The following is a 22,669-nucleotide window of genomic DNA, read 5'->3' on the forward strand; positions in this document are numbered from 1 at the left end:
GAGATGACGGTGACCCTGGCGGACGTGGCGGCCCGCGCTCAGGTCTCCCCCGCGACGGTTTCGCGCGTGCTGAACGGCAACTACCCGGTGGCCGCCTCCACCCGGGAGCGGGTGCTGCGGGCGGTCGACGAGCTGGACTACGTCCTCAACGGCCCGGCCAGCGCGCTCGCCGCGGCCACCTCCGACCTCGTGGGCATCCTCGTCAACGACATCGCCGACCCGTTCTTCGGGATCATGGCCAGCGCGATACAGGCCGAGATCGGGGGGCCGGGCGGCCGGGCAGGCGGTGAGCGGCTGGCGGTGGTGTGCAACACCGGCGGCTCGCCGGATCGGGAGCTGACGTACCTCACCCTGCTGCAGCGGCAGCGGGCCGCGGCGGTGGTGCTGACCGGCGGGGCCGTGGAGAACGCGCCGCACGCCGCGGCGGTCTCGGCCAAGCTGCGCAAGCTGGCCGAGGCCGGGACCCGGGTGGTGCTGTGCGGGCGGCCGCCCGCACCGGACACCGAGGCCGTCGCGCTGACCTTCGACAACCGCGGTGGCGCCCGCGCCCTCACCGACCACCTCATCGGCCTCGGCCACCGCCGGCTCGGCTACATCGCGGGCCCCGAGGAGCGCACCACCACCCGGCACCGGCTGGAGGGCCACCGCGCGGCGCTCTCGGCGGCCGGCGTCGAGGAGGACCCGCGCTGGACGGTGCACGGCCGCTACGACCGCCGGTCCGGTCATGAGGCCACGCTGGAACTGCTGCGCCGGGACCCGTCCCTGACGGCGATCGTCGCCGCGAACGACTCCGTCGCGCTGGGCGCGTGCGCCGCGCTGCGCGAGTCCGGGCTGCGCGTCCCCGAGGACGTCTCGGTGGCCGGCTTCGACGACCTGCCGTTCAGCATCGACGCGGTGCCGTCGCTGACGACGGTGCGGCTGCCGCTGTCCGAGGCGGGCGCGCGGGCGGGGCGCATCGCGATGGGCCGCGAGGAGGCTCCGCCTGGGGGGGTCGCGTCGGTGCGGGGGGAGTTGATGGTGCGGGGGTCCTCCGGGGTTCCGCGGGGCGCCCAGTAGCTCGGAGGGCGGGGGGCTCGGGCGGGTGCGGGTTCGTGGGGCTGGGCGCGCAGTTCCCCGCGCCCCTGCTGCTGCTCGGCGGCGTTAGGGGTGTGGGGTCCCTGAGGGGCTCGGGCGGGTGCGGGTTCGTGGGGCTGGGCGCGCAGTTCCCCGCGCCCCTGCTGCTGCTCGGCGGTGTCGGGGGTGGGGGTGCCTGAAGGGAGCTGGCGCCCCGCGGCGTTGCTGTGCTCGGCGGTGTCCGGGGGATCGTTAGGCTCGGGGTTGTGAGTTCGGGTGTCTTTGACGAGACCGGGAGCGTGCTGAGAGGGCCGCTGCCCGGGGAGCTGGGCTGGATCGTGCAGCGCAACGGCGCCCTGTACGCGGCCGAGTACGGGTGGAACGTCGAGTACGAGGGACTGGTGGCGCGGATCGTCGCCGACTTCGCCGGGGACCACGACCCGCGGCTGGAGCGGGTGTGGATCGCCGAGCTGGACGGCCGGCCGGTGGGGTGCGTGATGTGCGTGCGGGACAAGGACCCGGGCACCGCACGGCTGCGGCTGCTGCTCGTCGAGCCCTCCGCGCGCGGGCACGGGATCGGTGACCGGCTGGTGCGCGCCGTCGTCGGCTTCGCCCGCGAGGCCGGCTACCGGGACCTGGTGCTGTGGACGAACGACGTGCTCAGCGGCGCCCGGCGCATCTACCAGCGGCACGGCTTCGTGCTCGTCGCCGAGAAGCCGCACCGTTCCTTCGGCCAGGATCTGGTCGGCCAGGACTGGCGGTTGGATCTGCGCGGAGCGGGCACCTGACGAGTAGGGTCCGAGCATGAAGTTGGCGTTCTCCACTCTCGGTGTCCCCGGGCTTCCCGTGCCCGACGTCCTGGCACTCGCGAACGCGCACGGTTACCACGGTGTGGAACTGCGCGCCCATCCCGAGGAGCCCGTGCACCCCGGTCTGTCCCCCGCCGAGCGGGCCGAGACGGCCGCGCAGTTCAAGGCGGCCGGGATCGAACTGCTCGCCCTGGCCGGATACACGCGCGTCGCCGCGCCCGGCGACGACGCTCCCGTCCTCGACGAGATCCGGCGGCTCCTGCAACTCGCCCACGATCTGGGCGCCCCGTTCGTGCGGGTCTTCCCCGGCGCCGACCCGGACCGGCCCCGCGAGGAGTCCGACTCCCTCGCCGCCCGGCGGCTCGGCGCCGCCGCCGAGGACGCCGCCGCGCTCGGCGTCCGGATCCTGCTGGAGACCCACGACTCGCACCGCACCGGCGCCGACGTGATCCGTGTGCTGGGTCCGGTCGGGCACCGGCAGGTGGGCGCGCTGTGGGACGTGATGCACACCTGGCTGGGCGGTGAGCAGCCCGCCGACAGCTACGCGGCGCTCGCCCCGCACCTCGGCTACGTCCAGGTCAAGGACATCGCCTCGGCCGAGGAGAGCACCCCGCTGCCGCTCGGCGCCGGCGTGCTGCCGCTCACCGAGTGCGTGGACGTCCTGTGCCGCAACGGCTGGGACGGCTGGCTGTGCTGGGAGTACGAGAAGCGCTGGCACGAGTCCGCCGCCCCGCTCCCCGACCTCCTCGACGCGGGCCGCGACCACCTCGTACGCCTCCTGGGCGAGGCGGCCTGACCGACCCCCGCACCCGGGCCCGCACGGGACGCCCCGCCACTCACCCCGCACCCGGGCCCGCGCGGGACGCCCGCCACTCGCCCCGGACCCGGGCGCCCGCGCCGGGTCCGGGGGCGGGGCCCTGACTCGGCCGCGCCCACCACCCCGGGCTAATTCGGTGGCCGGGGCGGTCGCGGGCGGCTAGCCTCCCCCGGTGATTTCGCAGGCCGCGCACTCCCTCCCGCGCTCATGAGTCTCAGCCGTTCCCTCATCGACGTGACGCCGCTGCGCACCTCGCCCGTCTTCCGGCGGTTGCTGATCGGCCGGACCGTGTCCCTGCTCGGCGGGTTCATGACCTGGGTGACGGTCATGTACCAGGTGTGGGACATGACCCGCAGCACGGCGTGGACCGGTGCGGTCGGGCTGGCGCAGGCGCTGCCGCTGGTGGTGTTCGGGCTGTTCGCGGGCGCCTGGGTGGACCGGGCGGACCGGCGCCGGGTCTATCTGGCGGCCACCGTGGGCCAGGCATCCTGCTCGCTGCTGCTGGCCGTGCAGGGGTTCACCGGGCACGTCCCGGTGGTGGCGCTGCTCGCGCTGGTCGCCGTGCAGTCGGCCTTCGGCGCGCTCGGCGCCCCGGCGGCCGGGGTGTTCGTGCCCCGGCTGCTGCCCCCGGAGCAGGTGGGCGCCGGGCTCGCCCTGAACGTCGTCACCGGTCAGTCGATGATGCTGCTCGGCCCCGCCCTGGCCGGTGTGCTGCTGGGCCGGTTCGGCATCGGCACCTGCTACCTGCTGGACGCCCTCAGCTTCGGGCTCGCCTTCTACGGCGCCTTCGGGCTGCCCCCGCTGCCGCCGGAGGGCGAGCCGTCGCGGGCGGGGCTGCACGGGGTGCTGGACGGGCTGCGCTTCCTGGCCCGGCACCGGGTGGTGCGGGGCGCGCTGATCACGGACCTGGCCGCCACCGTGCTGTCCTTCCCGGTCAGCCTGTTCCCGCTGGTCAACGCCGAGCGGTTCGGCGACGACCCGCGCACCCTGGGCCTGTTCCTGTCGGCCCTGGCGGTGGGCGGGGTCTCGGCGACGGCCCTGTCCGGCTCGCTGACCCGGCTCGGGCGGCCCGGCGCGGTGATGCTGTGCGCCTCCGGCACCTGGGGCGCGGCCCTGGTCGCGTTCGGGCTGTCGACCAGCCCCTGGGCCGGGCTCGCCCTGCTCGTGCTCGCGGGGGCGGCGGACGCCACCGCGGTCGTCTCCCGCTCCACGATCGTGCAGACCCGCACGCCGGACGCGCTGCTCGGCCGGGTCACGGCGGCCGAGCAGATCGTCGGCCAGGCGGGACCCAGCCTCGGCAACGTGCGCGGCGGACTGCTCGCGGGCATCACCTCGGGGGCGGCCGCTCTGGTCAGCGGCGGCCTGATGTGCGTCCTCGCGGTGGCGGCGGTCGCGGCGGCGACGCCGGAACTGCGGGCGGGCACACGGGACCTCACCGTGCCGGACGCGCCGTGAGCGGCACGGCACGGCACCGTCCCGGGGCCGGACCCGGTCTCCTCCGGGCGTCCGCCGTCCGGTGCGGCCCCCAAACAGGGGCCGCACCGGACGAGGACCGGGCCTGAGGCGGGCCACGGCCGGTGCGCGGGCGGCGTGGGCCCGTCCGTCGCGGGCGTCCGCCCCCGGCGCGGGGCGTACGGCCGGTACGCCCCGTGGGCCTAGTACGTCAGTCCGTGTCCCAGCGGGTACAGCACCTGTGCCGGGTCGTCCGCCCGCTGCACCGGCACCGGGAGCCTGCCGTGCGGCTTCACCCGGCCGGCGATCACCCGTGCGGCGGCGCGCAGTTCCACGTCGGTCCAGGAGTAGGTCGCCAGGAACCCCTTGACGGCGGGGAGCTGGGCGACGTCGTAGGGGTTGCGGACGGCGACGGCCACCACCGGTTTGCCGGTGGCGAGCAGCTGCTCCACCAGGGTCCGCTGGCTGCTGCCCGCCGTCACGTTGTACGTGGCCACGACCACCGCGTCGGCGTCCCGCGCGGCCGTCACCGCCTTGGTGACGGTGGCGGCGGAGGGCGCGGTGCCGGTGGACAGGGCGGTGGCGGTGAAGCCCAGCTCGGTGAGGGCGGCCGCGAGCACCGTGGTGGGCGGGCCGGTGGTGCCGGACGGGGAGGCCGGGTCGGCGCCGACGACGAGGACCCTGGAGCCGCTGCGGCGGTCGAGCGGCAGGACGTGGTCCTCGTTGACGAGCAGGGTCGTGGTGCGCTCCGCGATCCGGTCGGCGGCGGCCAGATGGGCCTTCGTGCCCACCGTCCGGTCGACGCCGGCCGCGGTGACGTAGGGCGTCCGGTCGAGGAGGCCGAGCCCGGCCTTCAGCCGCAGGATGCGCAGGATCGATTCGTCCAGGCGGGTCTCGGTCAGCTCGCCGTCCTGGACGGCCTTGAGGACCGCGTGCCAGGCCACGTCCAGCGACGGCGGGTTGAGCAACTGGTCGACGCCGGCCTTCAGGGCGAGCACCGGCACCCGGTCGTCGCCGTACTTGGTGCGCACGCCCTCCATGCCGAGCGAGTCGGTGACCACGACCCCGTCGTAGCCGAGTTCGCCGCGCAGGATGCCGGTGAGGATCGGGGAGGAGAGGGTGGCCGGGTCGCCGGAGTCGTCGAGGGCCGGGAACTGCAGGTGGGCGGTCATGATCGAGTCGATGCCCGCCGCGATCGCCGCCCGGAAGGGCACCGCGTCCAGCCGCTCCCACAGCTCCCGGCTGTGCGTGATGACCGGGAAGCCGGTGTGGCTGTCGACGGCGGTGTCGCCGTGCCCGGGGAAGTGCTTGGCGGTGGCCGCGACCCCGGAGGCCTGATAGCCCTTCACCTCGGCGGCCACCAGGCGGGCCACCGCCTCCGGGTCGGCGCCGAAGGACCGTACGCCGATGACCGGGTTGGCCGGGTTGACGTTCACGTCGGCGTCGGGGCTGTAGTCCTGGTTGATGCCCATCGCGCGCAGTTCGGCGCCGGAGACGCGGCCGAGGGTGTGGGCGTCGGCGGTGCGGCCGCCCGCGCCGACCGCCATCGCGCCCGGGAACAGCGTGGCCGGCTCGCCCACCCGGCACACGATGCCGTGCTCCTGGTCGGTGGCGATCAGCACCGGCAGGCCGCGGGGCTGTTCGAGGGAGGCCCTCTGGATCCCGTTGGACAGATCGGCGATCTGGTGCGGGTCCCGGGTGTTGTGCGCCCAGGTGAAGTAGATGATGCCGCCGACCCGGTACTTCGCGATCAGCTCGGCGGCCGTGCGGACGCCGATCTCCGCGAGGTTGGCGTCGATGTCGGCCTGGTCGGGGGCGGTGGCGGAGTGGCCGTAGACCCGCATCACGAAGAGCTGGCCGACCTTCTCCTCCAGCGACATGCGGGAGATGAGGGCGCGCAGCCTGGCGTCGCCGGAGGCCGCGGCGTGGGCGGTGGCCGGTACGGTCAGCGCGGCCGTGATGCCCGCGGTGGCGGCGAGAACGGCCCGTCTGGACGGCCGCGGGGTGTTTCCCGTGCTTCCCGTGCTGCTGTCGTGCACGCGTGCTCCTTCCGGAGGAGAACCGCTGAAGGAAACTTCCAAGGAGCCACCAATATCCGGGAAGTTTCTTTCCGTCAAGGGAACGCACAGGAAGCCGGGATGGGACCGCCGCCGGCGCTGAGGAGGGGGGCGCGCCGACGGCGGCGGCCGCCGGGCGCGGTGCGGCGGTGAGGGTGCGCCGGCCTCGCGTCCGGGCCGGCACCGCACCAGCGGCGCCGGCGGCGGCCTCGGGTTGGACGGCGCAGGGCCGTGACGGGTTCCGCCCCACGCGGCGTCCCGGGGACGTCACGTGGGGCGGCGGGATGGGGCGGCGGGTGCGGATCGTGGGGCGTCGGTTCAGGGGCGCAGCGCGGGCTCGCGCTCCACGTCCCGCACGTCCAGCCGCGCGTCGTGGCGGGCCAGCGGCCGGGCCGCGGACGGGTCGGCCTCGACCGCCGCCGACGCGACGCCCGCCCACTCCAGGATGCGGGCCGTGGCGAGCGCCTTCTGGTCGGGCACCAGGCCCGCCACGTTGGCCCCGTGGTTCATGCCGGGGGCGGTGAAGACGTACGTGTCACGGGAGCCCGCGCCGAGCCGGAAGCGCTCCGAGCCCCACGGGTCGTTCTCGCCGTAGACGAAGAGCATGTGCCGGGCCTGCCGCCTGACCCAGGTGTCCACGTCCCGCATCGCGTCCGGCTGGAAGCGCATCGGGATGGAGCGGGGCACGAAGTTGCGGGGCGGCTGGTAGCCGTAGCGGATCAGCTTCTTGTCGATGTACGGGAAGTGGATGGTGGGGGCGCCGAGCTGGGTGCCCGCCTGGTAGTAGTACGGCGTGTACGTCTCCAGGCCCTGGTCGGTGTAGGCGGAGAAGCCGGAGATGGTGTCGACCGAGTCCCAGACGGCGTCGTCGGTCGCGGTCGCCGCGTCGGCGGGGACCGTGTCGCAGTCCTTCAGCAGGCTGTACTGCCAGAAGCCCCAGACGTAGTCGAGGACCACCGCCTCGTAGGCCCTGTCCAGGCCGCCGATGGTGTCGAAGGTGTAGCCGTTGTCGGCGGCGTACTGCGCGTACCGCTTCTCCAGCGGCTCGCGGCGCACCAGCGCCTCCCGCTGGACGGCGTTCAGCCGGTCCCGGCACTCCTTGGTGCCGACGCCCGCGAAGAACCGGTCGTAGGCCGAGTCCTCCTTGTCGACGACGTCGTTGGGGGCGACGTACGCGATCACGCCGTCCATGTCGCGCGGGTAGAAGCGCTCGAAGTAGGTGGCCGTCATGCCGCCCTTGGAGCCGCCGGTGGCCAGCCAGTTGGCGGAGTAGATCGGCTTCAGGGCCTGGTAGACCCGGTGCTGGTCGCTGGCCGCCTGCCAGATGTCCAGCTTGGACCAGTCGGCCGGGGCCGGCCGGGAGGGTGTGAAGAAGCGGTACTCCAGGGAGACCTGGTTGCCGTCCACGATCTGGGTGGGTTCCCGGCGGGAGGGGGTCGTGGAGACGTTGTAGCCGCCGGTGTAGAAGACCGTCGGGCGGCTGGTGTCCTTGTGCAGCACGGTGATCCGCTGCTGGAAGGTGCCCTTGGACGGGTGCCGGTGGTCGACCGGCTGCGTGAAGTTCAGGACGAAGTACCGGTAGCCGGGGTACGGCTTCTCCTGGACCAGGCTCATGCCGGGTATCGCCAGGAGCCGGTCCTTGATGTCGGGCTCGGACTGGGCGGCGGTGGCCGCGCCCGCTGTGCTCAGCGTGCCTATGAACACCGTGAGCGCCAGCAGCCATCTGAGCGCCTTGCGCATGCGCACTCTCCCCTGTGAGACAGATGTGCGCCGGAAGCTAGCGGAGCAACTGCCGTGACACCAGAGGGGGTTGTGCGGTTTACGCGGATCCGCGGCTTACGCGGCCGTGCGACCCGGAAACTCGCGCGGCCCGGGGTCGGGCGGGCCGCGGGCCGGGGCGGTTCAGCACAGGATCCAGCCGGAGCTGACCGAGTCGCGCCCCACCGAGCCCCGCACCCACACGCAGCGCTGCCCGGCGTGCACGGTCACCGGGCCGGCGTGGTGCCGGAACCGGCCCGCGTCCACGACCGGCCGGTTGCCCCGGGCCTGGACGCTGACGGACATCGCGCGCCGGGCGCCGGGGTGCCGGGCGACGGTGACGGCGCAGACGTAGCCGTTGCGCTTGTAGACGTGCACGACGCCGGTGCCGAAGGGCAAAGTGCGTATCTCGTGTCCGGCGCAGGAACCGGCCGGGGCCGCCTGGGCGGCGCCGGGCACCGCGAGGGCCAGCGCGCCGGAGGCGGCCAGCGCGGCCGCACCGAGCGCCAGACGCCGGCGTATCGCACCACAGTCCATCGTCGTCCCTCCCCGTACCGCGGTCGTACGTCCCCGGTATACGTGACCGACGACCGTACTGATGTACGGACGCGCCGCACGTGCCGGATGGTTGCACGGCCGCCGGGCCGGCCGTGCGCCGGGGCTCAGCGGATGGCGCCGACCGGCTCCTCCGGCTCGGACCGGCCGACGAACGTCCGCCACAGCTCCGCGTACCGGCCGTCGCGGGCCAGCAGCTCGTCGTGGGTGCCGTCCTCCACCACCCGGCCGTGGTCCATCACCACCACCCGGTCGGCGCGCGCCGCCGTGGTCAGCCGGTGTGCGACCACCAGTGTGGTGCGGCGGCCCGCCAGCCGGTCGGTGGCCTGGTTGACCTGGGCCTCGGTGGCCAGGTCGAGAGCGGCCGTGGCCTCGTCGAGGAGCAGCACGTCCGGGTCGACCAGTTCGGCCCGGGCGAGCGCGATGAGCTGGCGTTGGCCGGCCGAGAGGTTGCGGCCGCGCTCGGCGACCTCGTGCAGGTAGCCGCCGTCGAGCGTGGCGATCATCTCGTGCGCGCCGACCGCCCGCGCCGCCGCCTCCACCTCGGCGTCGGTGGCCTCGGGACGGCCGTAGGCGATGGCGTCCCGGACGGTGCCCGGGAAGAGGTACGCCTCCTGCGGGACCACCCCGAGGCGGTGCCGGTACGAGGTCAGGTCCAGGGTGCGCAGGTCCGTGCCGTCGGCCGTGACCCGGCCGGAGGTGGGGTCGTAGAACCGGGCCACCAGCTTCACCAGGGTCGACTTGCCGGCCCCCGTCTCGCCGACGAAGGCGACCGTCTGCCCGGCCGGGATCGTCAGGTCGACGCCGGTCAGCGCCTCCTCGTCGGCACCGTAGGCGAAGTGCACGTCCTCGAAGGCGATGTCGCCGCGCAGGGAGCCGACCTCGCGGGGCTCGTCGGCGGCGCCGGTGGAGGCCGGCTCGCGCAGCAGTTCCTGGATGCGGCCGAGGGAGACGGTGGCCTGCTGGTAGCCGTCGAAGACCTGGGAGAGCTGCTGGACGGGGGCGAAGAACAGGTCGATGTAGAGCAGGTACGCCACCAGCGCGCCCGTGGTCAGGGTGGCCGCCTCCACCCGGCCGGCGCCGGTGACCAGCACGGCGGCCGCGGCGACCGAGGACAGGAGCTGGACGAAGGGGAAGTAGACCGAGATCAGCCACTGGCCGCGGATGCGCGCGGCGCGGTAGCTCTCGCTGCGCCCGGCGAACCGGCGGGCGCCGTCCGGCTCGCGGCGGAACGCCTGAACGATCCTGAGCCCGGCCACCGACTCCTGCAGGTCCGCGTTGACCAGCGAGACCCGTTCACGGGCGAGTTCGTACGCCTTCACGCTGGCCCGGCGGAAGAAGAAGGTGGCGACGACGAGCGGGGGCAGGGTGGCGAAGACGACCAGGGCGAGCTGCACGTCGATCACCAGCAGGGCGGCCATGATGCCGAAGAAGGTGACGACCGAGACGAACGCCGTGACCAGGCCGGTCTGCAGGAAGGTGGAGAGGGCGTCGACGTCCGTCGTCATCCGGGTCATGATCCGGCCGGTCAGCTCGCGCTCGTAGTAGTCGAGGCCGAGCCGCTGGAGCTGGGCGAAGATCTTCAGCCGCAGGGCGTACAGCACGCGCTCGCCGGTGCGGCCGGTCATCCGGGTCTCGCCGACCTGCGCGGCCCACTGCACCAGCACGGTGAGCAGGCCCAGCAGCGACGCCGCCCACACCGCGCCCAGGGCCATGCGGCTCACGCCCTGGTCGATGCCGTGCCGGATCAGCACCGGCAGCAGCAGGCCGGCGCCGGCGTCCACGGCGACCAGCAGCAGGCTGACCAGCAGCGGCAGGCCGAAGCCGTGCAGCAGGCGGCGCAGGCCGTACGACTCCTCGGCGCGTACCGCGCGGGCCTCGTCGACGTCGGGGGTGTCGGTGGCCGGGGGCAGCGCCTCGACCTGGGCGAGGAGCTCGGGGGTGGCGGGGGTGCCCGCCATGGCCGCGTCCCTGGGCCGGCGCTCACCCGTCCACAGCCGGGGGGTGATGCCGCGCTCGGCGTCGAACTCGGCGTCCAGCTCCTCGCGCAGGCTGGTGTCCTCCTGCGGCTCGGCGGGGCCGGTGTGGCCCGGGGAGACGCCGCCCAGCTCGTCGGGGTCGGTGAGCAGCCGGCGGTACAGGGCGCAGCGCTCCTGCAGTTCCTCGTGGGTGCCGAGGTCGGCGAGCCGGCCGCCGTCCAGGACGGCGATGCGGTCGGCGAGGTTCAGGGTGGAGCGGCGGTGCGCGATGAGCAGGGTCGTACGGCCCTCCATCACGTGCTTCAGCGCCTCGTGGATCTCGTGCTCGACGCGGGCGTCCACGGCGGAGGTGGCGTCGTCCAGGACCAGCAGGCGCGGGTCGGTCAGCAGGGCGCGGGCGAGTGCGACGCGCTGGCGCTGGCCGCCGGAGAGGGTCAGTCCGTGCTCGCCGACCTTGGTGTCGTAGCCCTCGGGCAGTTCGGAGATGAACCGGTCGGCCTGGGCGGCGCGGGCGGCGGCCTCGATCTCCTCCTGGGTCGCGTCCGGGCGGCCGTAGGCGATGTTCGCGCCGACGGTGTCGGAGAACAGGAACGAGTCCTCGGGCACCAGGCCGATCGCGGCCCTGAGCGAGTCGAGGGTCAGCTCGCGCACGTCGTGCCCGCCGATCAGGACGGCGCCCCGGGTGACGTCGTAGAAGCGCGGCAGCAGCAGCGAGACGGTGGACTTGCCCGAGCCGGAGGAGCCGACCACGGCCAGGGTCTCGCCGGGCCGGATCTCGAAGCTGAGGCCGTCGAGGACGGGACGCCCCTGGTCGTAGCCGAACGACACGTCGTCGAACTCGACGGTCGCGGGCGCGTCGGCCGGGAGGGTCTTGGCGCCCTCCTGAAGGGTCGGCTCGGTGTCGATCAGCTCCAGCACGCGCTCGGTGCCGGCCCGGGCCTGCTGCCCGACGGTGAGGACCACGGCGAGCATGCGGACCGGGCCGACGAGCTGGGCGAGGTAGGTGGAGAAGGCGACGAAGGTGCCGAGGGTGATGTGCCCGCGCACGGCCAGCCAGCCGCCGAGGGCGAGCATGACGACCTGGCCGAGGGCGGGCACCGCCTGCAGGGCCGGGGTGAACCTGCTGTTCAGCCGGACGGTGCGCAGCCGCCCCGCGAAGAGCTTGCGGCCGACCTCGCGCAGCTTCCCGGTCTCCTGCTCCTCCTGCCCGAACCCCTTGACCACCCGCACGCCGCTCACCGCACCGTCCACCACGCCGGCCACGGCGGCGGCCTGCGCCTGGGCGTACCAGGTGGCGGGGTGGAGCTTGCTGCGGCTGCGCTTGGCGATCGCGTACAGGGCCGGGGCCACGGCCAGGGCGACCAGGGTCAGCGGCAGCGACAGCCACGCCATGATCACCAGGGACATCACGAAGAGCAGCACGTTCCCGATGGTCATCGGGAGCATGAAGAGCAGGCCCTGGATGAGTTGGAGGTCGCTGGTGGCCCGGCCGACCACCTGGCCGGTGGACAGCTCGTCCTGGCGGCGGCCGTCGAGGCGGGTGATCGTGCCGTACATCTCGGTCCGCAGGTCGTGCTGGACGTCGAGGGCGAGCCGTCCGCCGTAGTAGCGGCGGACGAAGGTGAAGACGTAGACCAGGACGGCCGCGCCGAGCAGGGCGCCGGCCCACACCGCCATGGAGCGGGTGTGGGCGCCGATCACGTCGTCGATGATCACCTTGGTGAACAGCGGGACGACGGCCATGACGGCCATGCCGCCGAGGGAGGAGCCGAGGGCGAGGACGACGTCCTTCGGATACCGCCAGGCGTAGCCCGCCAGCCGCCGTGCCCATCCCCGCTGCGCTGCCACGCCGGTGCCTTCCTGTCGTCCTGCTCTACCGGAAGGCACCAACGCCGGGGCGTGCGGATTTCATCCCCCTGCAACAAAACGGGGCCGGGCGCCGGGCCGTCACCGCCGGTGACGGAGCCGTCTCAGCCCTGCGGCGGCACCGCGACGTGCGCCTCGCTCGGGGTGCTGGTCGGGGTGTAGCGGGCGACGCCGGACGTCGTCGGCACCAGGTCCTTGTGGATCGCCTTGGCGACGTTCTGGATGGTGGTGACGCCGTAGCTCATGGTGCTGTTGCCGTGCGTCAGCACGGACATCATGTAGTCGTGGCCGCCGCCGTCGAAGGTGCCGAGGCTGTGCACCCGCCAGCCGTGCGTGGAGCGCTGCAGCCAGCCGTTCTTGACGTGCACCGTGACCGTGGACGGCGCTCCGGCCGGCGTGCCCCAGCGCTGCGAGGAGACGACCTGGTTCATGAGCTTGAGGATGTATGCGCGGGAGTTGTCGCTCAGCACGCTGTTCCTGGCCGTGACGAGCTTGAGCAGCTTCTGCTCGTCGGTGACGTTCTCCTGGGTCAGGCCCCAGTAACCGTTCGCGCCCGGGACCGTGCTCGTCATCCCGGCGGCGGACAGGAAGCCCTTGATCTTCGTCATGCCGAGCTGCTTCCAGAGCGTGCTGGTCGCGTTGTTGTCCGACTTGGTGATCATGGCCTTGGCGAGCGAGGCCTCACGGTCGGTCAGGTACCGGTTGTGCTTCTTGGCGTCCCACAGCAGCGTGGCGAGGACGGTGACCTTGACGGTGCTGGCCGAGTCGTAGGCGGTGGTGGCGCGCAGGGTGCAGGTGGTCTTGGTGGACCGGTCGTACAGACCGATCGCGACGGTGCCCTTGCGGCCCGCGAGGGCCGCGGTGATGTCCTGCTTCAGCTTGGCGGCCAGGCCCGCCTTGGCGGACGTGCAGCTGACGGTGGGCGTCGTCGCCGCGGCGGCCGGCCCGGCGGCGACGGCCGGCACGAGCACCACGGCGCCGAGGGCGGCCGCGAGCGCTCCGGCGCGTATGGATGTGCGGGGAGTCATGCATGCGTTGACTCACCGGGGCGGGTGACGGTTGTACGTGTGGTCGGTCACGGGTGCGGCAATACTCCCCTCATGCCGCAGACGGAAGGTCAACTCACGCAGTCCGGGCGCCTGTTCGCGGCACTGGCCGTGCTGCGCCAACTCGCCCGGCCGGAGCGGGAGCTGCTCACCCCGGACGCCGCGCCGAACCCGAAGGACAGCCCGGAGATACGCATCGGGCGCGTCAGGGTCGACCTGTACGAGGCGCTCACGAAGATCCGCGGGCGGGGCGGCGAGCACTGGAAGGCCGCATCGGAGATATTCCAGTCGATCCCGGGCTTCCTCACAGCTGGGCCGGTCCCCTCGGACAACATCAACGACGGCGAACTCGCGCGGCACCGGGCGGGTTACGAGGCCCAGCTGGCCGAGTACAAGGAGAAGTGGCCCCAGCTCTTCACCTAGGACCGCTCGGCCCGTCGCGCCGGCCGACCGCTCACCCCGGCCGGCGTGCCGCAGGCCGTCGCAGCGCCGAATGACCGTTGGGACAAACGGACTTGACGGGTTCCGGCACACAACGGTCACCTCCGCTTCACCACCATTTATGCATGCCCATGTCACGCTCCGGTCGTCCGCTCAATCAACCCGCGTAGATCGGCCCCCACATGACCGTGACGCACATACACCGTTGGAAGACTCCGGCACTGGCCGTCTCGGCCCTGCTCGTCGGGCTCACCCTGCCCACGGCGATCGCCGCCCCGGCGAGCGCGACGACGACCTCGTACGACAGCACGTACTACAAGAACGCCGTCGGCAAGACGGGCGCGAGCCTCAAGTCCTCGCTGCACACCATCATCAGCAGCCAGAGCAAGATCTCGTACTCGGCGGTCTGGAACGCGCTGAAGGTCACCGACCAGGACCCGAACAACAGCAACAACGTGATCCTGCTCTACAGCGGCGTCTCACGGGCCAAGTCCCTCAACGGCGGCAGCACCGGTGACTGGAACCGCGAGCACGTGTGGGCCAAGTCGCACGGCGACTTCGGCGAGGTGACCGGCCCCGGCACCGACCTGCACCACCTGCGCCCCGCGGACGTCCAGGTCAACAGCGTCCGCGGCAACAAGGACTTCGACAACGGCGGCAGTGCGGTCAGCGGCGGGGGCGGCAGCCTCACCGACTCCGACTCCTTCGAGCCACGCGACGCGGACAAGGGCGACGTGGCCCGCATGATCCTCTACATGGCGGTCCGCTACGACGGGGGCGACGGCTTCGCCGACCTGGAGCCCAACGAGAAGGTCGACAACGGCAGCAACCCGTACATCGGCAAGCTGTCCGTCCTCAAGCAGTGGAACGACGAGGACCCGCCGAGCGCCTTCGAGGAGAAGCGCAACCAGGTCATCTACGACACCTACCAGCACAACCGCAACCCGTTCATCGACCACCCGGAGTGGGTCGACGCGATCTGGTAGACGCGCGAAGGCGGTGGACCTCCCCCCGCGCGAAGGCGGTGGACCTCCCCCCGCGCGGGGGAGGTCCACCGCCGTCCGGCGTCCGGCGCGGCCGGTCAGCCCAGATGGGTCGGCGCGAACATCCGCAGCACCGCCGGCAGGACCACCACCGACGGGCCGGGGGACGCCAGCGCCTTCGCCAGGTCCTCCTCCAGGGTCTCGGGGCTCGTGCGCACGCCCGGCACCCCGAAGGACTCGGCCAGGGCCACGTAGTCCGGGCGGGTCAGTTCCGTCGCCGTGGCCTGGCCGAAGGCGTCGGTCATGTACTCGCGCAGGATGCCGTAGCCGCCGTCGTCGACGATCAGCCAGGTGACCGGCAGGTCGTACTGGCGGGCCGTGGCCAGTTCGGCGATCGAGTAGAGGGCGCCGCCGTCGCCGGAGACCGCGAGGACCGGACGGGAGGGGTCGGCCGCCGCCGCGCCGAGTGCCGCCGGGAAGCCGTAGCCGAGGCCGCCGGCGCCCTGGGCGGAGTGCATGGTGTTCGTGCCCCGGGGGTCGAACGCCGACCAGGCCCAGTAGGCCAGGATCGTCATGTCCCAGAAGGACGGGGAGCCGGTCGGCAGGGCGCGGCGGACGGCGGCCAGCACATTCTGCTCCAGGGTGAGTTCCTGGGCGGCGATGCGGTCCGCGACCTTGGCCAGCAGATCCCGTACCCGCTGCGGCGCCGACTCGTCCGTACGGTCCTCCACCGTCTCCAGCAGGGCCTGGAGGGCGAGGCGGGCGTCCGCGTGGATGCCGAGGGCCGGGTGGTTGGACTCCAGTTTGCCGAGGTCGGCCTCGATCTGGATCACCCGGCCACGGGGCCTGAACGTGTGGTAGTTCGAGGAGAGTTCGCCGAGGCCGGAGCCGACCACGAGGAGGACGTCGGCGTCCTCCAGGAAGTCGGTGGTGTGGCGGTCCTCCAGCCAGGACTGCAGGGAGAGGGGGTGCTCCCAGGGGAAGGCGCCCTTGCCGCCGAAGGTCGTCACCACCGGGGCGTCCAGCTTCTCCGCCAGCGCCTTCAGCTTCCCGGCCGCATCGGCCCGTACGACTCCGCCGCCCGCGATGATCGCCGGGCGGGCCGCGCGGGACAGCAGGTCGGCGGCGACCGCCGTGAGTTCGGGGCGCGGGACCAGGTCGTCGGGGGCGGCGTCCATCGCCGTCACCACCGGCAGCGGGGTTCGGGAGAGCAGCACGTCCTGGGGGATCTCCACCCACACCGGGCCGTGCGGAGCGGTCAGCGCCGACTTCCACGCCTCGGCGATCGCCGACGGGATCTGCGACTGGGTGCGGACGGTGTGGACGGACTTGACCACGCCCCGGAACGAGGCCGACTGGTCGGGGAGTTCGTGCAGGTAGCCGTGGCGCCCGCCGCCCAGCCCGGCGGTCGGGACCTGGCTGCTGATCGCCAGCACCGGGGCGGAGGCGGCGGCCGCCTCCTGGAGCGCGGCCAGCGAGGTCAGCGCGCCCGGGCCGGTGGAGAGCAGCAGCGGGGCCGCCTCACCGGTGACCCGGCCGTACGCGTCCGCCGCGAAGCCCGCGTTGTTCTCCACCCGCAGGCCGACGTAGCGCAGCGACGAGCGGCGCAGGGCGTCGAACATGCCGAGGGCGTGCTGGCCGGGCAGGCCGAAGACGGTGGTCGCGCCCAGCCCGGCCAGGGTCTCCACGACCAGGTCTCCGCCCGTGCGCCCGGGGGGAGGGTTCAGCGCGGTCGAGATCTCTGCCTCGGTCGGGCGGAGCACCAGGTCGTGGTCGTGAGTCACTTCGCTTACGCGTCCTTCCGGGCCGCCGCGATCTGGCGGCTCATGATGGTGGTCAGTTCGTAGGCCGTGTGAGAGGCCGCCACCGAGGTGATCTCCGCGTGGTCGTACGCGGGGGCCACCTCCACGAGGTCCGCCGACACCAGGTTGCAGGAGGCGAGCCCGCGCAGGATCTCCAGCAGCTCGCGGGAGGTCATGCCGCCCGCCTCCGGGGTGCCGGTGCCGGGCGCGTGGGCCGGGTCGAGGCAGTCGATGTCGATGGAGATGTACAGCGGGCGGTCGCCGATGCGCTGGCGGAGCTGGTCGGCCACCTCGTCGGCGCCCCGGCGGTAGACGTCCGCCGAGGTGACGATGCCGAAGCCCATCTTCTCGTCGTCGGTGAGGTCCTGCTTGCCGTACAGCGGGCCGCGGGTGCCGACGTGGGAGAGCGCCTCGGTGTCGAGGATGCCCTCCTCCACCGCGCGGCGGAACGGGGTGCCGTGGGTGTACTCGGCGCCGAAGTAGGTGTCCCAGGTGTCCAGGTGGGCGTCGAAGTGGAGCAGGGCCACCGGGCCGTGCTTCTTCGCCACCGAGCGCAGCAGCGGCAGCGCGATGGTGTGGTCGCCGCCGAGGGTCATCAGGCGGGCGCCGGTGCCCAGCAGGTCGTCGGCGGCCGCCTCGATGGTCTCCACGGCCTCGTTGATGTTGAACGGGTTCACGGCGATGTCGCCGCCGTCCGCGACCTGCGCGAGGGCGAAGGGGGAGGCGTCCTGCGCCGGGTTGTACGGGCGCAGCAGCCGGGACGCCTCGCGGATGGCGTTGCCGCCGAAGCGGGCGCCCGGCCGGTACGAGACGCCGGAGTCGAACGGCACGCCCACCACGGCGATGTCGGCGGCGCCGACCTCGTCAAGGCGGGGCAACCGGGCGAAGGTCGCGGGGCCGGCGTACCGCGGGACGCGGGAGGAGTCGACAGGGCCGCGGGGCGTCTCGTTGCTGCTCATGGTCAATTGCCTTCTTTCCAGCGCTTCATCACGCTTGTACTGCTTTCCTTACGACTCTACTGGTGAGCCGCTACCGGTTCGGACGCGAGTTCGGGGGTGCGTCCCGCGAGGCGTTCCCGCCAGGCGGCGAGGACGGCCTCGTCGGTGGGCCGGGTCGCCAGGGAGACGGCGACGTAGGCGACGAGGGAGGCGAGCAGGCCGTAGTAGACCGGCTCGTTGGCGAGGATGCCGTAGCCGGCCATCAGGCCGATCACGGCGAGGCCGCCGACGGCCACGGAGGCCAGCGCGCCCTGCGCGGTGCCGCGCTTCCACAGCAGGCCGCCGAGGATGGGCACGAGCAGGCCGCCGACGAGGAGGTTGTAGGCGACCGTCAGTGCCTCGACGACGTTGTTCAGGGCGATCGCGGTGCCGATCACCGCGAGGCCCATGACCAGGATGAAGACCCGGTTGCCCCGGACCTCGTCGTGCTCCTCGCCGGGGCGCCTGCCCACGCCCCGCAGCCGCGACCAGATGTCGTTGTTGGCGACGGTGGCGCAGGCGATCAGGGCGCCGGAGGAGGTCGACATCACGGCGGCGAGGGCGGCGGCCAGCACCAGGCCGCGCACGCCGACGGGCAGTTCGTCCTTGACGATGGTGGCGAACGCGTCGTCCGGGCTGCCCAGCTTGGGGTACAGCACCTTGGCGGCGGTGCCGATCACGGCGCCGGCGAGGGCGTAGGCCAGGCAGTAGGTGCCGGCGACCGTGCCGCCCCACTTGGCGGTCCGGTCACCGCGGGCGGTGAACACGCGCTGCCAGATGTCCTGGCCGATCAGCATGCCGAAGGTGTAGATCAGCACGTAGGTGAAGATCGTCTCGCCGCCGATGCCCAGCGGGTCGAAGTACGAGGTGGGCAGCTTGGCCTTCATCTCGGAGAAGCCGCCCGCCTTGACCACCGCGATGGGCAGGAGCAGCAGGAGCACTCCGATCGTCTTGACGACGAACTGCACCATGTCGGTGAGGGTGATCGACCACATGCCGCCCAGCGTCGAGTACGCGACGACGATCGAGCCGCCGAGGATGATCGCGACGGTGCGGTTCATGTCGAAGAGGACGTCGAAGATGGTGGCGTACGCGATGGTCGACGTCACCGCCAGCATGAGGGTGTACGCCCACATGACCAGGCCGGAGATCACGCCCGCCCGGCCGCCGTATCTGAGGTCCAGCATCTCGGAGACCGTGTAGACCTTCAGCCGGGCGATGCGCGCCGAGAAGAAGACGGACAGGGCCAGCAGGCCGAGGCCGATGGTGAAGACCATCCACGCGCCGGAGAGGCCGTACTGGTAGCCGAGCCCGACGCCGCCGATGGTGGACGCGCCGCCGAGAACGATCGCGGCCATGGTGCCGGAGTACATGGCGGGCCCGAGGCGCCGGCCGGCCACCAGGAACTCGCTCTTGGACTTGGCGCGGCGCATGCCCCACCAGCCCATGGCCAGCATGCCGGCGAGGTAGACGACGATCACTGTGTAGTCGACGGCCATGTGGGGCCCTCCTTCGCGCACATCCGGTGGCGTGTCGTGCGGTTGCAACGGGGACGTGACGGCAGCGGTTCGCGGGGACATCCGCCCGTACCCGCGGCTGCCGGACTGACTTGACACTAGGTGGCCGGAAAGCGACTGCGAAGTGTACGTTTCATCCATATGCACGGGGCTGAATGGAGGGAACGCACACCATGCCGGAACCGGTCGCCCCGGCGGTCCCGCCGACCCCGCCGGTCGCGCTCTCGGCCCTGCTGGCCCGGGAGGACCTCGCCCTGCGCCAGATCGCGGGCCCGGCCGGCCCGTCCCTGGTGATCCACGGCGCGCACACCTCGGAGATGGCCGACCCGTACCCGTACCTGCTGGGCGGCGAGCTGCTGCTGACGGCCGGGGTGCACATCCCGCAGGGGGCGGAGGCGGGCAGGTTCGACGACTACGTCTCCCGGGTCGTGGCGGCGGGCGGCGCGGCCCTCGGCTTCGGGGTGGCCCCCGTGCACGACACCGTGCCGCCCGCCCTGGTCGCGGCCTGCGACGCGCAGGGACTCCCGCTGCTGGAGGTGCCGCCGCGGACGACCTTCTCGGGGGTGGCCCGCGCGGTCTGGCAGCTCATGGCCCAGGCCCGGCTGGCCGAACTGCGCCGCGTGACCGACGCCCAGCAGAGCCTCGCCGCGGCGGCCTCCCGCCCGGACCCGGTGCCCTCGGTGCTGCGCCAGCTCGCCCAGCGCCTGGGCGGCCACGCGATCCTCTTCGGCCCGGACGGCACCGGCATCGCGCAGGCCGGCCGCACGGTGCCCGACGAGGTTCGCGAGGCCCTGTCGCAGCTGAGGCAGGTCGTCCGCCCGACCGGCCCACGCTCCCCGGAACCGGACCGGGGCACGGCGGGCGCGCCCGGCGCCGGGGGGCTGGGGGCCGGGGGCGTCAGGGCGGGTGGCGCCGGGGGATCCGGCGGCGGTGGAGCGGACGGTTTCGGCGGTCCGCGGACGGGTGGCCCCCGCCCCGGCGACCCGGGCTCGGCCACGGTCAGCGGCCCACAAGCAGGCGGCGGAAGCCGGAGGGGCCGCGGGAACCCGGAGGCGGGCGGCTCCGGAGCCGGCGGCCCGGGAGCGGGCGGCACCCGGGGCCCGCAAGCGGTCAGCGGCGGAAGCCCGAAGGCGCCCGGCGTGGGCGGTCCCACGCCGGGTGAGCCCGGCCTCGCCGCGCCCGCCGCCCCCGTGCCCGTGTCCGTTCCCCGGCCGGCCCCCTCCTCGGCCACCGACACCCTCGGTGACACCCACCTCGCCGCCTACGCCCTCGGGGCCGGCGAGGGGTTCGTGCTCGGGGTCGCCTCCGGGCAGCGCGGGCCCGGGGACCACACCATCGCCTCCGTCGCCGCCGTGCTGCTCTCGCTGCTGACCGGCGAGCACCAGAGCGGCTCGGGCGCGGCCCGGTCCGCCGCGCTCGTGCGGCTGCTGCTCGGTTCGTCCCCCGAGGAGGTCGCGCCGCTGCTCGGGGACGGCCGCTGGATCGTCGTGCACGCCCGGCCGGAGGCCCAGTCGCCGGACGCCGTGGCCGCCTCCGCGCTGGGCGCCGCCCTCGGCTCGCCGCTGGTGGACGTGGGCCGGGACGTGGTGAGGGTGCTGGCGCCCGCCGAGCGGGAGCCCGTGCCCCAGCCGGGCTGGACCCTCGGGGTCAGCGCGGCCGCCGGCCCCGGCGAGTGGCCAGCCGCCGACAGCCAGGCGGCCCGCGCGCTCGCCCGCGCCCGCGCCACCCGCGTCCCGCTGGTCCGGCACGGGGCCAGGCCGGGCCTGGCGGAACTGGTGCCCCGGGCGGACGCCCAGGCGCACGCCCGTGCGCTGCTCGGGCCGCTCGGCGCCCAGCCCGCGCTCGCCGAGACGCTGCGCACCTGGCTCTCGCTGCACGGCAGTTGGGACCGCACGGCGGTGGCGCTCGACGTGCACCGCAACACGGTGCGGCAGCGGATCGCCCGCTGCGCCGCGCTGTTGGGCGCCGACCTGGACGACGCGGATGTGCGCATGGAGCTGTGGTTCGCGCTGCGGCAGGGCTGAGCGAGGCCGCTGGGGCCGGGGGTTGCGGAGGAACCCAGTGATCCAGGTCCCAGCGTGCGGGACGGCGAGGACGCGTCCGGCCGGCTGCCCTCACAATGGGAGGCATGCCGATACCCGGGACACCCAGCCGCGCCCAGCTCGTCGACCATCTGGTGAGGACCCGTATCGCGGGGGACGTCGCCACGCCCCGCGAGAACAACCTCTCCCACTACCGCAGGCTGGCCAACGGCGAGCGCAACTTCTGGCTGGGGCTGGAACTGGGCGACCGCTGGGCGGACGAGCAGGACGTGCTCGCGGTGATGGCCGAGCGGGTGGGCGTCAACGACGACCCCGAGTACCGGTACGGGCAGGACACCATCGACCCCGAGCTGACCGTCGACGCGCTGGACCGGCTGGCCGCCCGGCTGCGCAAGGCGGCCGAGGGACGCCAGCGGGTGCTGTTCGCCACCGGTCACCCGGGCGGTCTGCTCGACGTGCACCGGGCCACGGCCGCGGCGCTGCGCGCCGCCGGCTGCGAGATCGTGGTCATCCCGGACGGGCTGCATACGGACGAGGGTTACGTCATGCAGTTCGCGGACGTGGCCGTCCTGGAGCACGGCGCGACACTGTGGCACACGCACTCCGGCGAGCCGATGCGGGCCATCCTGACCGGACTTGAGCGCGAAGGGCGTCCGCTGCCTGACCTGGTGGTCGCCGACCACGGCTGGGCCGGGTACGCCGGCCAGCACGGCGTCGACTCCGTCGGGTACGCCGACTGCAACGACCCGGCGCTCTTCCTCGCCGAGTCCGAGGGAACCGTGCAGGTGACGGTGCCGCTCGACGACCACGTGGTCAGCCCGCGCCACTACGACCCCATGACGGCGTATCTGCTGGCGGGGGCGGGCCTCGACTAGCCCCCCGCCGGCCGGCACGGCGGATGTGCGGCTCCGTGGCCGGAGCCGCACATCGTCATCTCAGGTGGTGGTCGGTTCAGCGACCCCCGTAGCCACCGCCGCCGTGGTCGCCACCGCCGCCGTGGTCGCCACCGCCGTAGCCGCCGTGGTCACCGCCACCGTGGTCGCCGCCGTAGCCGCCATAGTCACCGCCATAGCCGCCGTGGTCGCCGCCGTAGCCGCCGTGGTCGCCGCCATAGCCGCCGTGGTCGCCGCCATAGCCGCCGTAGTCGCCGCCATAGCCGTAGTCGTCGTCATCGCCGTTCCACCACCGGTCGTGGTGGTTGGAGTGGTCGTTGCCTCCCCAGTCCCGGCTGTGGCTGTAGGAGCCGTGGTCACTGTGGTCGGAGGCCGAGGCGGTGCCCGCCGCACCCATCGCCGCACCGCCTGCCAGCAGCAGGCCGGTGGCGGACAGGGCGACAAGGCGCCTCGTGCGCTGTGCTCGCATGGAAATACCTTCCATCCCTGGGTGGATGGCCGCCGCCGCGGATCAAGAGGGAAGAGCGGGGCGGTCGGGAGAGTCCGTCGCAGCGTGTGGACCACGACGTGCGTCACCTTGCCGGCGCCTGCGGCCCACCCGTACGCCATCGCGCACCCGGGT

The 22,669-nt window shown here is 73.5% G+C and carries 16 protein-coding genes and 1 pseudogene; 8 read left to right on the plus strand and 9 right to left on the minus strand.

From position 1 onward, the window contains the following. Positions 1–3 precede the first annotated feature (3 nt). The 4 genes and pseudogenes from ACFQ9Z_RS24675 to ACFQ9Z_RS24690 all read left to right on the plus strand — a co-directional run bounded on the left by ACFQ9Z_RS24675 (position 4) and on the right by ACFQ9Z_RS24690 (position 4,134). Positions 4–1,056, plus strand: coding sequence for a LacI family DNA-binding transcriptional regulator (locus ACFQ9Z_RS24675; RefSeq protein WP_383022600.1), 1,053 nt, complete (start codon positions 4–6; stop codon positions 1,054–1,056). 296 nt (positions 1,057–1,352) lie between these two features. Further along, positions 1,353–1,841, plus strand: a pseudogene (locus ACFQ9Z_RS24680) (GNAT family N-acetyltransferase); the annotation flags it as partial. A gap of 16 nt (positions 1,842–1,857) precedes the next feature. After that, complete coding sequence (locus ACFQ9Z_RS24685) at positions 1,858–2,658, plus strand: sugar phosphate isomerase/epimerase family protein (protein ID WP_383022602.1); 801 nt, start codon at positions 1,858–1,860, stop codon at positions 2,656–2,658. A 228-nt stretch (positions 2,659–2,886) separates the two neighbouring features. Further along, entirely contained in the window at positions 2,887–4,134 is a 1,248-nt protein-coding gene (locus ACFQ9Z_RS24690) for an MFS transporter (protein WP_383022604.1), read from the plus strand. Positions 4,135–4,334: 200 nt separating this feature from the next. Here the strand turns inward: ACFQ9Z_RS24690 and ACFQ9Z_RS24695 are convergent, their stop codons facing one another. From ACFQ9Z_RS24695 to ACFQ9Z_RS24715, 5 genes are all read right to left on the minus strand, one after another. Further along, positions 4,335–6,170, minus strand: a complete 1,836-nt coding sequence (locus ACFQ9Z_RS24695) for a glycoside hydrolase family 3 protein (protein ID WP_383022607.1) — start codon at positions 6,168–6,170, stop codon at positions 4,335–4,337. A gap of 336 nt (positions 6,171–6,506) precedes the next feature. Next, positions 6,507–7,928: a S28 family serine protease gene (locus tag ACFQ9Z_RS24700; RefSeq protein ID WP_383022610.1), complete on the minus strand. Its 1,422-nt coding sequence runs from the start codon at positions 7,926–7,928 to the stop codon at positions 6,507–6,509. A gap of 162 nt (positions 7,929–8,090) precedes the next feature. After that, a complete protein-coding gene (locus ACFQ9Z_RS24705) occupies positions 8,091–8,483 on the minus strand; it encodes a hypothetical protein (protein ID WP_383022613.1) in 393 nt (130 codons plus the stop codon). Between the two features lie 125 nt (positions 8,484–8,608). Further along, positions 8,609–12,328, minus strand: a complete 3,720-nt coding sequence (locus ACFQ9Z_RS24710; protein ID WP_383022616.1) for an ABC transporter ATP-binding protein — start codon at positions 12,326–12,328, stop codon at positions 8,609–8,611. Positions 12,329–12,450: 122 nt separating this feature from the next. Next, positions 12,451–13,374: a serine hydrolase gene (locus tag ACFQ9Z_RS24715; RefSeq protein ID WP_383022618.1), complete on the minus strand. Its 924-nt coding sequence runs from the start codon at positions 13,372–13,374 to the stop codon at positions 12,451–12,453. Positions 13,375–13,446: 72 nt separating this feature from the next. Here ACFQ9Z_RS24715 and ACFQ9Z_RS24720 point away from each other — a divergent pair, with 72 nt between their 5' ends. Next, positions 13,447–13,815 (plus strand): hypothetical protein, encoded by a 369-nt coding sequence (locus tag ACFQ9Z_RS24720; RefSeq protein WP_383022620.1) that lies wholly within the window; start codon positions 13,447–13,449, stop codon positions 13,813–13,815. Positions 13,816–14,015: 200 nt separating this feature from the next. Further along, entirely contained in the window at positions 14,016–14,819 is an 804-nt protein-coding gene (locus tag ACFQ9Z_RS24725; RefSeq protein ID WP_383022623.1) for an endonuclease I family protein, read from the plus strand. Between the two features lie 95 nt (positions 14,820–14,914). Here the strand turns inward: ACFQ9Z_RS24725 and ACFQ9Z_RS24730 are convergent, their stop codons facing one another. From ACFQ9Z_RS24730 to ACFQ9Z_RS24740, 3 genes are read right to left on the minus strand one after another with little or no spacing between them, the layout of a single operon-like run. Further along, positions 14,915–16,600, minus strand: coding sequence for a thiamine pyrophosphate-binding protein (locus ACFQ9Z_RS24730; RefSeq protein WP_383022625.1), 1,686 nt, complete (start codon positions 16,598–16,600; stop codon positions 14,915–14,917). 5 nt (positions 16,601–16,605) lie between these two features. Continuing rightward, positions 16,606–17,577, minus strand: coding sequence for an agmatinase (gene speB / locus ACFQ9Z_RS24735; RefSeq protein WP_383022628.1), 972 nt, complete (start codon positions 17,575–17,577; stop codon positions 16,606–16,608). Positions 17,578–17,633: 56 nt separating this feature from the next. Continuing rightward, complete coding sequence (locus ACFQ9Z_RS24740; RefSeq protein ID WP_383022630.1) at positions 17,634–19,094, minus strand: sodium:solute symporter; 1,461 nt, start codon at positions 19,092–19,094, stop codon at positions 17,634–17,636. A 191-nt stretch (positions 19,095–19,285) separates the two neighbouring features. Here ACFQ9Z_RS24740 and ACFQ9Z_RS24745 point away from each other — a divergent pair, with 191 nt between their 5' ends. Both ACFQ9Z_RS24745 and ACFQ9Z_RS24750 read left to right on the plus strand, forming a co-directional pair. Further along, a complete protein-coding gene (locus ACFQ9Z_RS24745) occupies positions 19,286–21,136 on the plus strand; it encodes a helix-turn-helix domain-containing protein (protein ID WP_383022632.1) in 1,851 nt (616 codons plus the stop codon). Positions 21,137–21,240: 104 nt separating this feature from the next. Next, positions 21,241–22,029: a phosphatase gene (locus tag ACFQ9Z_RS24750; RefSeq protein ID WP_383022634.1), complete on the plus strand. Its 789-nt coding sequence runs from the start codon at positions 21,241–21,243 to the stop codon at positions 22,027–22,029. Positions 22,030–22,105: 76 nt separating this feature from the next. On the opposite strand, the gene ACFQ9Z_RS24755 is transcribed toward ACFQ9Z_RS24750, so the two are convergent. Next, a complete protein-coding gene (locus tag ACFQ9Z_RS24755) occupies positions 22,106–22,516 on the minus strand; it encodes a hypothetical protein (protein WP_383022636.1) in 411 nt (136 codons plus the stop codon). Positions 22,517–22,669: the final 153 nt, after the last annotated feature.

Source organism: Streptomyces sp. NPDC056580 (assembly GCF_042793175.1).
GTDB lineage: Bacteria > Actinomycetota > Actinomycetes > Streptomycetales > Streptomycetaceae > Streptomyces.

What these genes read in the sequence shown, in the direction of transcription:
- ACFQ9Z_RS24675 (WP_383022600.1), top strand. Translation starts at nt 4, where the DNA reads ATGACGGTGACCCTGGCGGACGTGGCGGCCCGCGCTCAGGTCTCCCCC.
- ACFQ9Z_RS24685 (WP_383022602.1), top strand. Translation starts at nt 1,858, where the DNA reads ATGAAGTTGGCGTTCTCCACTCTCGGTGTCCCCGGGCTTCCCGTGCCC.
- ACFQ9Z_RS24690 (WP_383022604.1), top strand. Translation starts at nt 2,887, where the DNA reads ATGAGTCTCAGCCGTTCCCTCATCGACGTGACGCCGCTGCGCACCTCG.
- ACFQ9Z_RS24700 (WP_383022610.1), bottom strand. Translation starts at nt 7,928, where the DNA reads ATGCGCAAGGCGCTCAGATGGCTGCTGGCGCTCACGGTGTTCATAGGC.
- ACFQ9Z_RS24705 (WP_383022613.1), bottom strand. Translation starts at nt 8,483, where the DNA reads ATGGACTGTGGTGCGATACGCCGGCGTCTGGCGCTCGGTGCGGCCGCG.
- ACFQ9Z_RS24715 (WP_383022618.1), bottom strand. Translation starts at nt 13,374, where the DNA reads ATGACTCCCCGCACATCCATACGCGCCGGAGCGCTCGCGGCCGCCCTC.
- ACFQ9Z_RS24720 (WP_383022620.1), top strand. Translation starts at nt 13,447, where the DNA reads ATGCCGCAGACGGAAGGTCAACTCACGCAGTCCGGGCGCCTGTTCGCG.
- ACFQ9Z_RS24725 (WP_383022623.1), top strand. Translation starts at nt 14,016, where the DNA reads ATGACCGTGACGCACATACACCGTTGGAAGACTCCGGCACTGGCCGTC.
- speB (WP_383022628.1), bottom strand. Translation starts at nt 17,577, where the DNA reads ATGAGCAGCAACGAGACGCCCCGCGGCCCTGTCGACTCCTCCCGCGTC.
- ACFQ9Z_RS24740 (WP_383022630.1), bottom strand. Translation starts at nt 19,094, where the DNA reads ATGGCCGTCGACTACACAGTGATCGTCGTCTACCTCGCCGGCATGCTG.
- ACFQ9Z_RS24745 (WP_383022632.1), top strand. Translation starts at nt 19,286, where the DNA reads ATGCCGGAACCGGTCGCCCCGGCGGTCCCGCCGACCCCGCCGGTCGCG.
- ACFQ9Z_RS24750 (WP_383022634.1), top strand. Translation starts at nt 21,241, where the DNA reads ATGCCGATACCCGGGACACCCAGCCGCGCCCAGCTCGTCGACCATCTG.
- ACFQ9Z_RS24755 (WP_383022636.1), bottom strand. Translation starts at nt 22,516, where the DNA reads ATGCGAGCACAGCGCACGAGGCGCCTTGTCGCCCTGTCCGCCACCGGC.